Source organism: Jejubacter calystegiae, from assembly GCF_005671395.1.
Taxonomy (GTDB): Bacteria; Pseudomonadota; Gammaproteobacteria; order Enterobacterales; family Enterobacteriaceae; genus Jejubacter; species Jejubacter calystegiae.
In genome coordinates this window covers 4,103,265-4,118,198 of record NZ_CP040428.1, presented here as the reverse complement: position 1 = coordinate 4,118,198, position 14,934 = coordinate 4,103,265, and the positions used below count along the sequence as shown (strand labels likewise).

Here is a 14,934-nt window from a genome sequence, read left to right as displayed (position 1 = left end):
CCTTGATAAGCCGCACATTTTATGGGGTAAAAAGCAGCAAACAAGCTGAATGGGTCAGACAAATTGTCGCTCGTTATTGAATATGATTGCTATTTGCATTTAAAATTGACGCCTTATTACGTTACCGGGACCGCTATGACTGCAATGACCCTCGATACTCCCCGCCGTTTTCCGTGGCCAACGCTACTTTCTGTTGTGCTGCACGGGGCCGTAGTGGCGGGGCTGCTTTACACCTCGGTAAATCAGACAGTGCAACTGCCAGCCCCTTCACAGCAGGCGATTAGCGTCTCTATGGTGGCGCCTGAAGCGCTTGAGCCGCCAGCGCCGCCCCCCGCCGCAGAGCCGGAACCGGTTGTTGAACCCGAACCGGTGGTTGAGCCGGAGCCGGTTCCCGAACCGCCGAAAGAGGCGCCGGTGGTGATCCATAAGCCCAAGCCGAAACCCAAACCCAAACCAAAGCCGGTACATAAGGTGGAAGAGAAGCCGAAGCGCGAGGTTAAACCCGAGTCGCGTCCGGCCTCGCCGTTCGACAGCGATAAGCCCGCACGGCCTGCCAGCAGTACCAGCACCGCACGCAGTAGTAACAATAGCCCGGCAGCGCCTGCGGCGCCGAGCGGTCCGCGGGCCGTGAGCCGTAATCAACCCCAGTACCCGTCACGGGCTTACGCACTGCGTATGGAAGGGCAGGTCAGGGTGAAATTTGACGTAGACAGCAGCGGGCGGGTCGACAATATCTCCATACTGTCGGCAAAACCGGCCAATATGTTTGACCGCGAAGTGAAGCAGGCGATGCGCAAATGGCGCTATGAGCCGGGCAAACCCGGAACCGGTCTGATTGTCAATATCGTATTCCGGATTAACGGCGGGGCATCGGTGCAGTAAACTGAATCCGCGAGAAAAAAAGCCCGCAGGATGTTGTCCTGCGGGCTTTTTTTACGCCTGATCGGGGCGAGGCAGAGGACGTGGACGGCCGTTATCGTCGACTGCCACGTAGATAAAATTGGCTTCGGTGGCCTTGCAGCGCTGTCCCACCGGCGAAGAAGAAACCTTCTTTACCCAGACTTCTACGTGAATGGTAATAGAGGTATTACCGCGCTTCACGACGCTTGCATAGCAGCAGACAACATCGCCTACGGCTACCGGATTAAGAAAAGTCATGCCGTCAACCCGTACGGTAACCACGCGGCCCAGGGCCTCTTCTTTGGCCAGAATGGCGCCGCCCATATCCATCTGCGACATCAGCCAGCCGCCAAAAATATCGCCATTGGCATTGGTATCGGCGGGCATTGCCAGGGTGCGCAGCACCAGATCGCCCAGAACGGCTTCGTTTTCTTGTGTTGTCATTGCTGTGTTCCTGATACATCGGTCTAAAAATCGTGGCCGATTATACCAGATGTCGCGATGGTGGCAGGGGTTCTGTGTGCGGCCAGCGAAGGGATAATAAAACGCCGGCTCAGGGGCCGGCGTGAGTGGTTATTTTTGCTCTGGCGCCATATGGCGATACATGTAAACGCCGCTCAGAAGCGTAAAGACCAGCGTCAGAGCCGTCAGGCCAAAGACCTTGAAGTTGACCCAGACGTTCTGAGGTAGCCAGAAGGCAACATAGATATTCGCCAGCCCGCAGATGATAAAGAATAGCGCCCAGGCCAGATTCAGCCGCGACCAGACGCTGTCCGGCAGCGTAATCTCTTTACCAAGCATGGTTTTGATCAGGTTCTTTTTCATGACCCACTGACCAATCAGCAGCGCAGCGGCGAACAGGCCGTAGATAGCGGTGACTTTCCACTTAATAAACTCATCGCTGTGAAAGAACAGCGTCAGGCCGCCGAAGACCGCTACCAGTACAAAGGTCACCAGGGTCATCTTCTCGACCTTACGGTATTTGTACCAGGTGAAGATTAACGCCAGCGCGGTGGCGATAATCAGGGCACCGGTGGCCACGAAGATGTCGTACAGCTTATAAAAGGCAAAAAAGACGATCAGAGGTAAAAAGTCGAGCAACTGCTTCATAGTCGGTTCCACATTGTGGGCGCCGCGGATCTGCCCCGGCGCCCCAGGTTCATTACTGGCGCAGCAGCATATACAGGCGATAGAGATAGACAATCATCGCCGCGGTAATCAAATTGCTGAGCGTGTTAAGTATGATGGAGGCTACCGTTGGTGTTACGGCAGCAAAGGAAGAGGCCACGATCATCAGAATCACCTTTGCCAGCAGCCAGCCGAGCACGGCGGGTGCCACCAGACGCATATTGGCCCAGCCAAGGCGCATGCTGTTACGCATGGACTGGAAGATGCCTGACTTATCCTGGGCCAGCATAATTGGCGCCAGCGCCAGCACGATAGCCAGTAGCACGCCGGGTACGATAATCAGCATCATCCCCATCTGCACCAGGAAGGTGGTCAGAAACAGCAGAATAAACAGTTTCGGCAGCATGGGGGCAGAGGCGCCAATGGCGCGCAGCGCGCTCAGGCGTTGACCGGCAGAGACCAACTGAATCAGCGCCATCATGCCGCCGACCAGCAGAGTGTTGCCGATCAGCATAGCAAAGGTGGAGGCGGCGGACAGGCGCAGCAAAACCTGCTGCTGTTCTGGCGTCATATTCTGCACCAGATCGTAAAGCCCGGTACTTCCTTCCATATTCTCCACGCTATTGAGGATCGCAACCTGGTCCTCTGCGGGTGAGAAGACGTGGCCAAACACAATAGAGATAAAGGTACAAAGCAACGCAATCAGCAAAATGGTAATGAACTGATTACGGAAGAAATTTCCCGTGTCACGGTAAACCGCATTTGCCGTGATAGACATGCACACTCCTTGGGTTATGGCCGGTATTTATCAACGGCCAATTGTACCCTGGTTGACGGCTCTCTGGCACCTTCGGTTACAAGGGGATGGCATTTTAGCGGCGGTAGCCCGTAGCGGGCCCGGGCGCGATCGCAGGCTTCATTCACCTGATCCCCTTCGCCGGAGCAGGCAAATTCGCGACAGGGCGAAGGGCGTTGGGAATAGATAGTGCAGCGCGTGGCGCCCCCTGGGGTGCCCGCCAGCGCTACGCAGCGCGGTGATTTCTGATTAGTGCCGCGCATGGCTCGTAGCAGGGGAGTGACCTGTTCGGTTAGCGCAGACGGAACCACGCCGCCGCCATCATCGGCTTCGGCCCAGTAGAAGGAAACACGAAAGTAAGCGCAGCAGGCGCCACATGTTATACAGGGGTTAATTCCGCTCATTTTGCACCGGCAAGTGAACGTATGATTAATTAAGGTTACCAAGAGGATTAACATAATCGCAGCTGTGTCAGGCTGCAATAGGATGAGATCACTTTTTTGCGCGAATGCAATATCAGGAAAATCGTAAAATTTGGTATCAGATCAAATATAATCATTCGTAATAGAACAGAAAAATTAATCTGGATCATTGAATGTTAAAATAGCTAATTAAATGTGACGCAGGACGGATCCCTACATACTTCTTACCAGGTATATTCAGCAGTGCTAAGACCAAAAAGATAATAGGGAAAGGGATTATGAAAAAGTTTGCAGTGGCACTTCTGGCGTTTAGCTGTCTGTCCGGCGTCGCCTCGGCTCATGAAGCAGGGGAGTTTTTCCTGCGAGCCGGTAGCGCAACGGTCCGTCCCAGCGAAAGTTCGGATAATGTATTGGGAATGGGGGGGTTTAACGTCAACAATAATACCCAGTTGGGGTTAACCTTTACGTATATGGCGACCGATAATATCGGTATCGAACTGCTGGCCGCCACGCCGTTCCGTCATAAGGTGGGTCTGGGGCCGACTGGCGATATCGCAACGGTACATCATCTGCCGCCGACCCTGATGGCTCAGTGGTACTTTGGTGACTCTTCCAGCAAATTCCGTCCTTATGTCGGGGTGGGTATTAACTACACCACCTTCTTTGACGAAGGCTTTAATAAAACTGGAAAAGAGGCAGGGCTTAGCGATCTCAGCCTGAAAGATTCCTGGGGCGTGGCGGGTCAGGTGGGGCTGGACTATATGATCAACCGCGACTGGCTGCTTAATATGTCGGTCTGGTATATGGATATCGATACCGAGGTTCGATTTAAGGCAGGTGGCCAGAAGCAGAACATAGATACCAGTCTGGATCCGTGGGTATTTATGTTCTCTGCGGGCTATCGCTTTTAAGTCTGTTATCTCATTTACTGAAAAACGGGCCATTTTTTGGCCTGTTTTTTTATCTGGCACAGCCGGGTTGCGATTTATCGATAATCTGCGCTCACTTAACCCGCTATCCTTAATTCCCGAACAGGAAGGCGTGGCTCTTTTAAATCAGAATTAAAAAAAGGGCCCCAGTCATTCCCTGGAGCCCAAAATTAAACAATGAAGACAATCTTAGTGTTATCAACCACACGACCCCTGTGCGGTGTGGTCGATAGTGCCATTTTTTGCCTGATGCGGCCTGGCAAACCGCACCGGGATGCATCATACCGACACCAGAATTTGAGTCCATAGCCTGTCCCTTAATGTCAGATTAAGCAGGATATAGAGGCTAAAAAAATCCCCTCAGACACTGAGGGGGAGAAAAGGAAGTACAGTTTGCATCAGGATAATCACTGGTGGGTACATAACCAGCTATGGAATTATATTGCGGGTCGCACGCTTATCCCACTTACGTCTGAGGTTAGCACAGCTTAAAAATACGTTTCAGGAGAGCGGCTTTTTATAGCGGTTGAGTGGCGTTACGGGGTACGAGAAGGTTTCCAGTACTGAACAGCGGTCGGGAATGGTTCCTCCGGCATAGAAAAACAGATAGCTGTCGCTGCCCGGAAAATAGACCAGGTCGTCACCATTACGGAAACTGGTAATGCGAAACGGCGTTCCCGAATCGGTATGGGTCTTTTTACTGCCTGCGGCAACCTGAAAGTGTTTGCCCCATTTCATGGTGGTCAGGCCGTAGTTAAACGACGAGACAATCACATTCTTGCGCAAAGAGCAGGCCAGTTTGACGGCGGTGGCGGCAAAGGCGGGAGAGAGGAACAGCGTCAGCAGGCTGAGCAGTACGATTATCTTCATGGCTGATTCCTGGATATTCTGTGTTAACGTAATAGTGAAACGCGTTAATTTATCACAAAAATTTAACTATCGGGCTGGGTCAGTCAGGCATAGTTCATCAGGAGAGCGATGATGCTGGAAGATTATCCGCTTATTGGCGTTAGCGAGGAAGATAAAACCCGGAGACGGGTTCTGGCAGTGGCGGCGGCGCTGGAGATTATTAAGGCGTCGGTGGCGGCGCCTAACGCTTATGCCGGACGCGACAAACTGAGTAAGGATATCGAGTATACCAGGGATAAAATCGGCGAGCTGGCGGATGCCATTCAGGCGGCGCTGGAAGGGCCGGAACAGCCGTAACGAAGAGGGCGCCCATCGGGCGCCCTCTTCGATTATTTATAGAGCGCTAAATTCCCGGTCAGTTTGGTGATTTTTTTGCGCGGGCCGATAAGCCCAATGGCCACCAGTTCAATATGGGGACTGGTGACCGTCGCAATACGCTCGCCATATTCCTCATAACTGCGGCATGATTGCGCCAGTGCGCTAAAGGGCATGGCATAAATCTCTGCATCCTGCTGCGCGGCGTTCTGCAGCGTATGCAGGTATTCCCCGGAAGCCAACAGCACCGGCAGCGGGCTGTAGATCACGCCCGGATAATTAACGCTATCGACGCTTTGCATATCCGGGCCGACCAGGTTTTCTACCGTACGACCAAAACTGATGCCAATGACGCTGGCGGCATTAATGGCGAGCCCCGCGGGCAGATTGCTATCAATCACGATGGTGCAGCGATGTTGGCTGGCATCAAATTTCATTTTTATCCTCTCTGCGATAACCCGTTGATCCTGAGAACCAGTATGCATCAGCGCGTCGGGTATTTGCTGTCTGATTGACTTGATAAAAAGGCCGATTACGGAAAAAATAGCCCAATAAAATTAAAATAAAGAAAGGAATTTCCTTCTATGGCGCTCAGTTCGACAGAAATAAAGATTCTCAGGCTGCTACAGGATGATGCGAGGGTGACTAATCAGGAGCTGGCGGATAAAGCAGGTATGTCTGCGTCTCCCTGCTGGCGTAAAGTGCGTAAGCTTGAAGAAGATGAGGTGATTCAGGGCTACCGGGCAGTACTGAATCGCCGGAAGCTGGGACTGGGGGTGATGGTCTTTGTGCGCGTGGCGATTGACAGCCATAGCGAAGTGGAAGCAAGAAAATTCGAGGAACAGGTGATGGCGCTGGAGGATGTGGTGGCCTGCTACAGTATCGGCGCCGATGCCGATTTTTTGCTTCAGGTGGTGGCGCCAGACCTTGATAGCTATGCCGATTTCGCGATGTCGGTGGTTCGTCGGCTGCCGGGCATTAAAGAGATGCAGAGTATGTTCGTCCTTAAGGAGATCAAACCCTTTGTCGCCTGGCCGATAAAGCGGCTACCGGAATAACCGGGCAAAAAGGGCGCCGTGATGGGCGCCCTTCGGGATTAGCGGCCCTGGGTGGCCGCTTTCATTTCGCGGGCAAAGTGGGTCAGCTCACTCAGCATCTGCTGCGGCTGCTCCAGGTTGCGCTCGATAATTTTCACCACCGCGGAGCCGGAAATGGCCCCGGCTGCGCCGGCATCGAGCGCATCCTTCACCTGGGAAGGTTCGGAAATCCCGAAACCCTGTAACGGCGGTGCGGCGTGATACTCCTTCAGCTTGTTCACCAGGTGCGTCAACGGCACGCTGGCGCGATTCTCGGCACCAGTCACCCCGGCGCGCGACAGCAGATAGGTATAGCCGCGCCCGAACGACGCCAGCTGGCGCAGCAGTTCATCATCAGCATTGGGCGGGCAGATAAAGATCGGCGCCACTTCGTAACGCATTGCCGCTTCACGGAACGGCGCGGACTCTTCAATGGGCACATCGGCTACCAGAACGGAATCGACTCCCACTTCGGCACAGCGCGCATAGAAGGCGTCGATGCCCGGGTTCCACACCAGATTGGCATACATCAGCAGGCCAATAGGGATGTCAGGGTATTTGTGGCGAATCGCCGCCAGCATTTCGAAGCATTGATCCGGCGTCGTACCCGCTGCGAAAGCGCGCAGAGTCGCATTCTGAATGGTCGGGCCGTCCGCCAAAGGATCCGAGAACGGAATCCCCAGCTCCAGGGCATCGGCGCCGCCTTCAATTAGCGCGTCGATGATTTTCAGCGACTGTTCCGGGGAAGGATCGCCCAGGGTTACGAAGGGAACAAAGGCGCCTTCCTTTCGGGCATCCAGCTGTTTAAAAAGCTGCTCGTAGCGTTCCATCAGATCTCCCCCCGTGCTTTCAGAATGTCGTGAACCGTGAAAATATCTTTATCGCCGCGGCCGGAAAGGTTAACCACCAGCAACTGCTCTTTTTCTGGATCTTCGCGCATGATTTTCAGCGCGTGAGCCAGAGCGTGGGAAGACTCCAGCGCTGGCAGTATCCCCTCCTGACGACACAGGATCTGGAAAGCATCCAGCGCTTCGTCGTCGGTAATGGAGACATAATCCGCCCGGCCGGTGCTGTTAAGGTACGCATGCTGCGGACCCACCGAGGGAAAATCGAGTCCGGCAGAAATGGAGTAAGACTCCTCAATCTGACCGTCTGCAGTCTGCATCATCGGCGCCTTCATGCCGAAATAGATGCCGACCCGTCCGTGCTTCAGAGGGGCGCCGTGCTCGCCGGTTTCAATACCGTGACCACCAGGCTCAACGCCAATAAGCTGTACGCTCTCATCATCAATAAAGTCGGCGAACATACCGATGGCATTGGAGCCACCGCCAACGCAGGCGATAACCGCGTCCGGCAGGCGTCCTTCCTGTTCCTGAAGCTGCGCTTTGGTCTCTTCGCCGATCATCCGCTGAAATTCACGCACGATGGTCGGGAAAGGGTGCGGACCCGCCGCGGTGCCCAGCATATAGTGGGCGTTTTCATAGTTGCCGGACCAGTCGCGCAGCGCCTCGTTACAGGCGTCTTTCAGGGTGGCGGAACCGCTGTGCACCGGAATGACCTCGGCCCCCATCAGCCGCATACGGAAAACGTTGGGCGACTGACGCTCTACATCCTTAGCGCCCATATAAACACGGCACTTCAGGCCCAGCAGGGCACTGGCCAGCGCTGAAGCCACGCCATGCTGACCCGCACCGGTTTCGGCGATGATCTCAGTCTTGCCCATCCGCTTCGCCAGTAGCGCCTGACCCAGAACCTGGTTAGTTTTGTGGGCGCCGCCGTGCAGCAGATCTTCACGCTTCAGGTAGAGGGTGGTACGGGTACCGGCGGTCAGGTTGCGGCATTTGGTTAACGCCGTCGGGCGACCGGCATAGTTTTTCAGCAGGTCGGTGAACTGGGCCTGAAACTCGGGATCCTGACGAGCGCTGACGAAGGCTTCTTCCAGCTGACGCAGGGCGGGCATCAGGATTTGCGGCACATACATGCCGCCGAACTCACCAAAATAAGGGTTTAATAGCGTTGTCATGATTTTCTTCCTTAATAAGCCCGCAAAGTCTGAAAGACCGCCGTCAGCTTGTTGGCATCTTTGATTCCCGGGGCGCTTTCCACGCCGGAGTTAAAATCCAGACCGTCGTAGCCTGCCTGAGCGGCATCCACGCAGTTGTCGGCGCTCAGGCCACCGGCCAGCATCACGCCGCTCAGCGGCTGGCCTGCCAGTAGCGACCAGTCGAAGCGCTGGCCGCTTCCGCCGTTGCCGTTATCGAGTAGCCATTTATCCACCTGCTTCAGATCCCGGGGCGGCAGGGTTCTGCCTACGCTCACGGCCTTCCAGATAGCGACCTCTTTCGGGAGCGCCTGGCGCAGGGCGTCGATATACGCCTGATCCTCATGACCGTGTAGCTGAACTGCATACAGACCAAGGCGTTGCGCGGTGGCGGCTACCTCGCCCGTGGGTACGTCGCGAAATACCCCGACGTAGCGTAGCGGAGCGCCCGCCATTACGGCTCTGGCCTGCTGCTCGCTCACCGCACGCGGCGAGGAAGGGACGAAGATCAATCCACCGTAAACGGCACCGGCCTCACAGGCGGCCAGCGCATCCTGCGGGCGGGTCAGGCCGCAGACCTTATTTTCACCCAGCAGTACCCGACGTACTGCGGACTCAAGGTTTTCCTCGCCCATCAGCGCGGAGCCGATAAGAAAGCCGTTGGCATAACGGCTCAGTTCGCGAATCTGGGCATAGCGGTTAATACCAGATTCGCTAATCACCGTTACGTCGTGTCCCAGACGCGGCGCCAGTTGACGGGTACGGTCCAGATCGATAGAGAGATCGCGCAGGTCGCGGTTATTAATGCCAACCACTTTCGCCTTCAGGTGAATGGCGCGCTCCAGCTCCTCTTCGTTACTGACCTCGGTCAGAACGCCCATATTCAGGCTATGGGCTACGGCGGCCAACTGCTGGTACTGCTCATCGTCCAGTACCGACAGCATCAGCAGGCAGGCGTCGGCCTGGTAGTGGCGGGCCAGCCAGATCTGATAAGGGTCGATAATAAAATCTTTGCACAGTACCGGCTGAGTCACGGTCTGGCTCACCAGCGGCAGGAAGTCGAAGCTGCCCTGGAAATATTTTTCGTCCGTCAGGACCGAAATGGCGGAAGCATAGTGGCGATAGATACCGGCGATGCGCACCGGATCGAAATCCTCACGGATCAGACCCTTCGAAGGCGAAGCCTTTTTGCACTCCAGAATAAACGCGGTGCGCGATCCCCGTAGTGCATCATAGAAGTTGCGCACACTCGGGACGGTCTCATTCTGGAATGACGCCAGTGGTTGCTGCGCCTTACGGGCTTCGACCCAGATGGCCTTATCCGCGACGATACGCGCTAAAACAGTGTCCTTCATACTCTCGGTTACCCTCTTGCTGCCAGTGCGGCCACGCGTGACCATGCCGCGCCGCTGTGAATCACTTCCAGCGCATGGCTGGCATTTTCCCGGAGATTTTCCTGGCCGTGGAGACGCATCAGCATGGCGACATTGGCCGCCACTGCGCATGCGTGAGCCTCTTCTCCCTTACCTTGTAACAGGCGAGTCAGAATGTCACGGTTTTCTTCAGGCGTTCCACCGGCAAGCGCCTGTTTCGCGTAGCCTTTCAGGCCAAAATCTGCGGCGCTCAGTTGATAACTGTCGATCTTGCCGTCTTTCAGCTCCGCTACCTGGGTGTCGGCATGCAGGGAGACTTCGTCCATGCCGCCGCTGTGAACCACGGCTGCTCGCTGATAGCCCAGGACCTTAAGGGTTTCGGCGATTGGCAGTACCAGCTCCGGGCTGTAAACGCCAATCAACGCCAGCGGCGGATGGGCGGGGTTAATCAGAGGTCCCAGCACGTTAAACAGGGTGCGGGTTTTCAGCTGTTGACGCACCGGCATGGCGTGGCGAAAGCCGGTATGGTACTGGGGAGCGAACAGGAAGCAGACGCCCAGTTCGTCCAGCGCCTGGCGCGAGGCTTCGGCGCTCATATCCAGCCGGATGCCAAAGGCGGCCAGCAGATCGGAAGAGCCGGAACGGCTGGAGACGCTACGATTGCCGTGTTTGGCGACCTTCATTCCTGCAGCCGCGGCCACAAAAGCGCTGGCGGTGGAAATATTAATGCTGTTACTGCCGTCGCCGCCGGTACCGACGATATCGGCAAAGCGGTAGTCCGGGCGCGGGAACGGCTGGGCATCTTCCAGCAGGGCGGAAGCGGCCCCGGCGATCTCAACGGGATCTTCACCGCGTACTTTCATACTGATCAACGCCGCTGCCAATTGAGTTTGTTCCAGCTCGCCGCGCACGATGGCGGAAAACAGGCGATGGCTTTCGTCCCGGCTCAGTATCCGGGACTGAAACAGTTTCTCCAGAATCGGTTGCATCACGCTTCCCCCTCGTTAGTGACCGCATTTTTTTGTGGGTCGCTGAGCGCCCATGCCAGGGTCTGCTCAAGAAGTCTGGCGCCCAGGGTGGTCAGAATGGATTCCGGATGGAACTGGAAACCACATACCCGGTCGGCGTCGTGGCGTACCGCCATTACCATGTCATTAAAGGTGGCGTTGACCGTTAGCGTGGCCGGAACCTGGCTGCCCACCAGCGAGTGGTAGCGCGCCACTGGCAGCGGGTTAGGCAGACCGGCAAACATGGCTTCACCATCGTGAGTAATGGCGGAAGCTTTGCCGTGCAGGATTTCACCGGCCTGGCCCACGTGACCGCCGTAAGCTTCCACGATGGCCTGGTGGCCCAGGCAGATGCCGATAATCGGCAGACGACCGCGCAGGGTATTAAGCAGCTCCGGCATACAGCCTGCCTGGGCAGGCGCTCCGGGGCCCGGAGAGAGCATCAGCACCGGATTTTCCATCTGGGCCAGACGCTCCAGAATGGTGTGCGCCGGAACCTGGTTGCGATAAATCACCACCTGATGGCCATTGGCACGCAGCTGATCCACCAGGTTCCAGGTGAAGGAGTCAATATTGTCGAGCAGCAGAATATCGGCCATCAGAAGATCTCCTGTGAATGGTGAGCCGTGGCAATGGCGCGCAGTACCGCGCGGGCTTTGTTACGGGTTTCGTCTGCTTCCGACTGGGGAACCGAGTCCAGAACCACACCGGCACCGGCCTGAACGGTAGCAATGCCGTCTTCAACCCAGGCGGAGCGGATAACGATGCAGGTGTCGAGGGAGCCATCGGCGGTGAAGTAACCGACGGCGCCGCCATAACTGCCGCGGCGTTCGCCCTCGGCTTCGGCGATAAGCTGCATGGCGCGAACCTTGGGGGCGCCGCTCAGGGTGCCCATATTCATGCAGGCCCGGTAGGCGTGCAGTACATCCAGATCCTGACGCAGTTCGCCCACCACTCTGGAAACCAGATGCATCACGAATGAGTAACGATCCACCTTGGTCAGATCCGCCACATAGCGGCTGCCCGGGGTGCAGATACGCGCCAGGTCGTTACGGGCCAGATCCACCAGCATCAGGTGCTCCGACAGCTCTTTATGGTCGGTGCGCATTTCCAGTTCGATACGGCTGTCCAGGTCGTGGTCCAGCGTTCCATCAGCGCGGCGTCCGCGATGGCGGGTTCCTGCGATGGGGTAGATCTCAATCTGGCGCGAGGTTGCGTCATATTTGAGCGAGCTTTCCGGCGAGGCGCCAAACAGCGTGAAGTCGGCATCCTGCATATAGAACATATAGGGGCTGGGGTTGCTCTGCTTCAGCACCTGATAGGCCGCCAGCGGCGACGGGCAGGGCAGAGAGAAGCGGCGCGACGGAACGACCTGGAAGATCTCTCCGATGCGAATGGCCTGCTGCATCTGGCTGACCACGGCGCCGTACTCTTCGTCGGTCTGGTTGCAGCTTAAGGTCATTTGCGGCACGGACTGGGCCGGAAGCAGTTGTGGAGCAACCTGCATCTGCTTGTCCAGCGCCGCCAGGCGCTGCGTCAGACGGTCGCGTTCGCGGCTGTCGTCGCTAAACAGGCTGGCCTGCAGGCGGCAGCTCTTTTTCTGATGGTCGATCACCACCAGGGTTTCGGCCAGATAGAAGCAGTAGTCGGGGCAGCGGTTGCCCTGGCGCAGCGGCGGCAGATTTTCAAAGCCTGCGACCAGATCATAGGCAAACAGGCCGCCGAAGAACATGGCTTCACGCTCGTGCTCCGGGGCTTCTACCAGGGTGGTCATCAGTCGCAGAGCATCAAATACCGACAGCGAACGCAGACGGCTGTCCTCGTCCAGGGTGCTGTCCGGATCCGGGAAGGTGAGCTCGCGACACAGCGGCGAGATGCGATTGCCCACGCTTGCAGGCAGCGCGGCATCCAGCAACGGCAGCAGCGCGGCGCCGTTAGCGGAGAGCGCCTGCACGGTTACCACATGACCGAGAGCGCTGATACGCAGGGCGCTGTCCACTAGCAGCATGCTTTTCAGAGAGTCCTTGCTCACAATATCCGCAGACTCCAGCAGCAGGGTGGCCGGACGGGCGCCACAAAGTTGCTGGAACAGCGCATCGGGATTTTCACGATAGGGCGCTTCGCGGGCAATCAGTTCCAGTGCAGGTTTGGCGTTTAACATCTCGATATTCCTGAAATTTTGTTCAAAAAAAGGCCCGCTTAATGGCGGGCCTGGTATCTGCATTGCGCGGCGCAACGAACAGCACGGACCCTATTCAGGAGCTGCGCCACCAGGGGGTGTTCAGGAGCATTACGATTGTCATGGCAGATACCTTTTTATTCTCAAGTGAACCTGCGTACTAGTTAACTGGTTCGGGAGCCTAATGTCAATAGCGATTTTTCACGCGCTGACCGTTATGATGTCCCGTCACTTGATAACGACCAGAACGGGAGCCAGTTTGGGCGAATTACTTTACGATCTTCACAGTCACACCACCGCCTCCGATGGCCTGCTGTCACCCGAAAAGCTGGTGGAACGTGCCGTCGCTCAGGAGGTGGATGTGCTGGCGATTACCGATCATGACAGCGTGTCCGGTCTGGCGGCGGCCCGGGAGGCCATTGATCGTCAGGGCCTGGCGCTGCATCTGGTGAATGGGGTGGAGATCTCCACGGTCTGGGAAAATCATGAAATTCATATTGTGGGTTTGAATATGGATCCTGAACATCCGGCGTTGACGACCTTTCTTGCGCAGCAGGGAGAGCGTCGCACCGAGCGGGCACGGTTGATTGCCGAGCGGCTGGAAAAGGCACGTATTCCGGGGGCCTGGGAAGGGGCGCAACGCCATGCCAGCGGTGCAGCCATTACCCGCGGCCACTTCGCCCGTTTCCTGGTGGAGTGTGGGCGGGCTAACTCCTTTGCCGACGTGTTTAAGCACTATCTGGCCCGGGGGAAAACCGGTTATGTTCCCCCTCAGTGGTGTACAATAGAACAAGCTATTGATGTTATTCACCATTCGGGTGGAGTGGCGGTGGTGGCCCATCCTGGCCGTTACCGGCTCTCCGCAAAGTGGTTAAAACGGCTGTTGGGGCAGTTCGCGCAGTGGGGCGGCGATGCCATGGAAGTGGCGCAGTGCCAGCAGGCGCCCAACGAACGCAATCAGCTGGCGCAGTACGCCCGGCAGTTTGGACTCCAGGCGTCTCAGGGCTCCGACTTTCATCAGCCCTGCGCCTGGATTGAGTTGGGGCGCAGGCTGCGACTGCCAGAGAATGTCGTGCCGGTATGGCAAGGCTGGGAAACCGCCGAACAAGAAGAGAGGGCAGTATGAGTCAGTTTTTTTATATTCATCCGGAGAATCCACAGCCGCGGTTGATTAACCAGGCGGTGGAGATTGTCCAGAAGGGCGGGGTTATCGTCTATCCCACCGACTCCGGCTATGCGCTGGGCTGCCGACTGGAAAATAAGGACGCCATGGAGCGCATCTGCCGAATCCGTCAACTGGAAAAAGGCCATAACTTTACGCTGATGTGCCGCGATCTGTCGGAGCTGTCGACCTATGCCTGGGTGGACAACGTGGCATTCCGTCTGATCAAAAACAATACGCCGGGGAATTACACCTTCATCCTTAAGGGGACCAAAGAGGTGCCGCGTCGTTTGCTGCAGGAAAAGCGTAAGACCATTGGTCTTCGGGTGCCTTCGAATCCGATTGCGCTGGCGCTGCTGGGGGGATTAAACGAACCGATGCTCTCGACTTCGCTGATGCTGCCGGGCAGCGAGTTTACCGAGTCGGATCCCGAAGAGATCAAAGACCGGCTGGAAAAGCAGGTGGATCTGATTATTCACGGCGGTCACCTGGGTCAGAAACCCACCACGGTAGTGGATCTGACCGAAGAGTCTCCGGTGGTGCTGCGTGAAGGGATGGGAGACGCGAAACCCTTCCTGTAATCAGAGCACAAATATACAAGAAACGTACCGGGGGCTCGATTCAGCCCCCTTTTTTGCACACCCGATCTCATTTCTCCAAAAAAGTTCCCTCGTTACTTTTTTTGCAGCACAAATCT

General features: G+C 56.5%; 16 protein-coding genes and 1 pseudogene. 6 read left to right on the top strand and 11 right to left on the bottom strand.

The annotated features are described in order from the left end of the window. Nucleotides 1-135: 135 nt before the first annotated feature. Nucleotides 136-882: a TonB system transport protein TonB gene (gene tonB / locus FEM41_RS19070; RefSeq protein ID WP_168198829.1), complete on the top strand. Its 747-nt coding sequence runs from the start codon at nucleotides 136-138 to the stop codon at nucleotides 880-882. A 51-nt stretch (nucleotides 883-933) separates the two neighbouring features. Here the strand turns inward: tonB and yciA are convergent, their stop codons facing one another. The 4 genes from yciA to FEM41_RS19050 all read right to left on the bottom strand — a co-directional run bounded on the left by yciA (nucleotide 934) and on the right by FEM41_RS19050 (nucleotide 3,228). Beyond that, the gene (yciA, locus tag FEM41_RS19065) at nucleotides 934-1,344 is read right to left on the bottom strand and encodes an acyl-CoA thioester hydrolase YciA (RefSeq protein ID WP_138097757.1); all 411 of its coding nucleotides are present in this window, start codon (nucleotides 1,342-1,344) and stop codon (nucleotides 934-936) included. Between the two features lie 129 nt (nucleotides 1,345-1,473). Then, the gene (locus FEM41_RS19060; protein ID WP_138097756.1) at nucleotides 1,474-2,010 is read right to left on the bottom strand and encodes a septation protein A; all 537 of its coding nucleotides are present in this window, start codon (nucleotides 2,008-2,010) and stop codon (nucleotides 1,474-1,476) included. A 52-nt stretch (nucleotides 2,011-2,062) separates the two neighbouring features. Then, the gene (locus tag FEM41_RS19055) at nucleotides 2,063-2,806 is read right to left on the bottom strand and encodes a YciC family protein (RefSeq protein WP_138097755.1); all 744 of its coding nucleotides are present in this window, start codon (nucleotides 2,804-2,806) and stop codon (nucleotides 2,063-2,065) included. A 14-nt stretch (nucleotides 2,807-2,820) separates the two neighbouring features. Then, on the bottom strand, nucleotides 2,821-3,228 hold the full coding sequence (locus FEM41_RS19050) for a YkgJ family cysteine cluster protein (protein ID WP_138097754.1): 408 nt from the start codon (nucleotides 3,226-3,228) through the stop codon (nucleotides 2,821-2,823). A gap of 296 nt (nucleotides 3,229-3,524) precedes the next feature. On the opposite strand from FEM41_RS19050, the gene ompW reads away from it, so the two are divergent. After that, nucleotides 3,525-4,157, top strand: coding sequence for an outer membrane protein OmpW (gene ompW / locus FEM41_RS19045; protein WP_138097753.1), 633 nt, complete (start codon nucleotides 3,525-3,527; stop codon nucleotides 4,155-4,157). Nucleotides 4,158-4,676: 519 nt separating this feature from the next. On the opposite strand, the gene FEM41_RS19040 is transcribed toward ompW, so the two are convergent. After that, the gene (locus tag FEM41_RS19040) at nucleotides 4,677-5,045 is read right to left on the bottom strand and encodes a hypothetical protein (RefSeq protein WP_138097752.1); all 369 of its coding nucleotides are present in this window, start codon (nucleotides 5,043-5,045) and stop codon (nucleotides 4,677-4,679) included. A gap of 108 nt (nucleotides 5,046-5,153) precedes the next feature. Between FEM41_RS19040 and FEM41_RS19035 the strand changes: the two genes are divergently transcribed. Further along, nucleotides 5,154-5,381: a hypothetical protein gene (locus tag FEM41_RS19035; RefSeq protein WP_138097751.1), complete on the top strand. Its 228-nt coding sequence runs from the start codon at nucleotides 5,154-5,156 to the stop codon at nucleotides 5,379-5,381. A gap of 32 nt (nucleotides 5,382-5,413) precedes the next feature. Here the strand turns inward: FEM41_RS19035 and FEM41_RS19030 are convergent, their stop codons facing one another. After that, entirely contained in the window at nucleotides 5,414-5,836 is a 423-nt protein-coding gene (locus FEM41_RS19030) for a DUF2000 domain-containing protein (RefSeq protein WP_138097750.1), read from the bottom strand. Between the two features lie 147 nt (nucleotides 5,837-5,983). Between FEM41_RS19030 and FEM41_RS19025 the strand changes: the two genes are divergently transcribed. Next, a complete protein-coding gene (locus FEM41_RS19025; RefSeq protein ID WP_138097749.1) occupies nucleotides 5,984-6,457 on the top strand; it encodes an Lrp/AsnC family transcriptional regulator in 474 nt (157 codons plus the stop codon). A gap of 38 nt (nucleotides 6,458-6,495) precedes the next feature. Here the strand turns inward: FEM41_RS19025 and trpA are convergent, their stop codons facing one another. The 5 genes and pseudogenes from trpA to FEM41_RS18995 form a co-directional block, all read right to left on the bottom strand. Further along, nucleotides 6,496-7,305, bottom strand: a complete 810-nt coding sequence (gene trpA, locus FEM41_RS19020) for a tryptophan synthase subunit alpha (protein WP_138097748.1) — start codon at nucleotides 7,303-7,305, stop codon at nucleotides 6,496-6,498. Next, the gene (trpB, locus tag FEM41_RS19015; RefSeq protein WP_138097747.1) at nucleotides 7,305-8,498 is read right to left on the bottom strand and encodes a tryptophan synthase subunit beta; all 1,194 of its coding nucleotides are present in this window, start codon (nucleotides 8,496-8,498) and stop codon (nucleotides 7,305-7,307) included. Before trpB ends, trpA begins: the two co-directional genes overlap by 1 nt. Nucleotides 8,499-8,509: 11 nt before the next feature. After that, nucleotides 8,510-9,871: a bifunctional indole-3-glycerol-phosphate synthase TrpC/phosphoribosylanthranilate isomerase TrpF gene (gene trpCF, locus FEM41_RS19010; RefSeq protein WP_138097746.1), complete on the bottom strand. Its 1,362-nt coding sequence runs from the start codon at nucleotides 9,869-9,871 to the stop codon at nucleotides 8,510-8,512. A gap of 8 nt (nucleotides 9,872-9,879) precedes the next feature. Beyond that, nucleotides 9,880-11,495, bottom strand: a pseudogene (trpD, locus tag FEM41_RS24975) (bifunctional anthranilate synthase glutamate amidotransferase component TrpG/anthranilate phosphoribosyltransferase TrpD). Beyond that, nucleotides 11,495-13,057 (bottom strand): anthranilate synthase component 1, encoded by a 1,563-nt coding sequence (locus FEM41_RS18995; RefSeq protein ID WP_138097744.1) that lies wholly within the window; start codon nucleotides 13,055-13,057, stop codon nucleotides 11,495-11,497. Before FEM41_RS18995 ends, trpD begins: the two are co-directional and overlap by 1 nt. A 238-nt stretch (nucleotides 13,058-13,295) precedes the next feature. Here FEM41_RS18995 and rnm point away from each other — a divergent pair, with 238 nt between their 5' ends. Together rnm and FEM41_RS18985 are read left to right on the top strand one after the other, a co-directional pair. Continuing rightward, nucleotides 13,296-14,201, top strand: coding sequence for an RNase RNM (rnm, locus tag FEM41_RS18990; RefSeq protein ID WP_138099260.1), 906 nt, complete (start codon nucleotides 13,296-13,298; stop codon nucleotides 14,199-14,201). Further along, on the top strand, nucleotides 14,198-14,818 hold the full coding sequence (locus FEM41_RS18985) for an L-threonylcarbamoyladenylate synthase (RefSeq protein ID WP_138097743.1): 621 nt from the start codon (nucleotides 14,198-14,200) through the stop codon (nucleotides 14,816-14,818). The genes rnm and FEM41_RS18985 overlap by 4 nt, the downstream gene beginning before the upstream one ends. Nucleotides 14,819-14,934: the final 116 nt, after the last annotated feature.

Bases quoted from the DNA above. Each gene is read 5' to 3' on its own strand.
- FEM41_RS19030 (WP_138097750.1), bottom strand. From the start codon at position 5,836: ATGAAATTTGATGCCAGCCAACATCGCTGCACCATCGTGATTGATAGC.
- FEM41_RS18995 (WP_138097744.1), bottom strand. From the start codon at position 13,057: ATGTTAAACGCCAAACCTGCACTGGAACTGATTGCCCGCGAAGCGCCC.
- FEM41_RS18985 (WP_138097743.1), top strand. From the start codon at position 14,198: ATGAGTCAGTTTTTTTATATTCATCCGGAGAATCCACAGCCGCGGTTG.
- rnm (WP_138099260.1), top strand. From the start codon at position 13,296: ATGTCCCGTCACTTGATAACGACCAGAACGGGAGCCAGTTTGGGCGAA.
- ompW (WP_138097753.1), top strand. From the start codon at position 3,525: ATGAAAAAGTTTGCAGTGGCACTTCTGGCGTTTAGCTGTCTGTCCGGC.
- trpA (WP_138097748.1), bottom strand. From the start codon at position 7,305: ATGGAACGCTACGAGCAGCTTTTTAAACAGCTGGATGCCCGAAAGGAA.
- FEM41_RS19050 (WP_138097754.1), bottom strand. From the start codon at position 3,228: ATGAGCGGAATTAACCCCTGTATAACATGTGGCGCCTGCTGCGCTTAC.
- FEM41_RS19055 (WP_138097755.1), bottom strand. From the start codon at position 2,806: ATGTCTATCACGGCAAATGCGGTTTACCGTGACACGGGAAATTTCTTC.
- FEM41_RS19060 (WP_138097756.1), bottom strand. From the start codon at position 2,010: ATGAAGCAGTTGCTCGACTTTTTACCTCTGATCGTCTTTTTTGCCTTT.
- FEM41_RS19025 (WP_138097749.1), top strand. From the start codon at position 5,984: ATGGCGCTCAGTTCGACAGAAATAAAGATTCTCAGGCTGCTACAGGAT.
- trpCF (WP_138097746.1), bottom strand. From the start codon at position 9,871: ATGAAGGACACTGTTTTAGCGCGTATCGTCGCGGATAAGGCCATCTGG.
- tonB (WP_168198829.1), top strand. From the start codon at position 136: ATGACTGCAATGACCCTCGATACTCCCCGCCGTTTTCCGTGGCCAACG.
- yciA (WP_138097757.1), bottom strand. From the start codon at position 1,344: ATGACAACACAAGAAAACGAAGCCGTTCTGGGCGATCTGGTGCTGCGC.
- FEM41_RS19040 (WP_138097752.1), bottom strand. From the start codon at position 5,045: ATGAAGATAATCGTACTGCTCAGCCTGCTGACGCTGTTCCTCTCTCCC.
- trpB (WP_138097747.1), bottom strand. From the start codon at position 8,498: ATGACAACGCTATTAAACCCTTATTTTGGTGAGTTCGGCGGCATGTAT.
- FEM41_RS19035 (WP_138097751.1), top strand. From the start codon at position 5,154: ATGATGCTGGAAGATTATCCGCTTATTGGCGTTAGCGAGGAAGATAAA.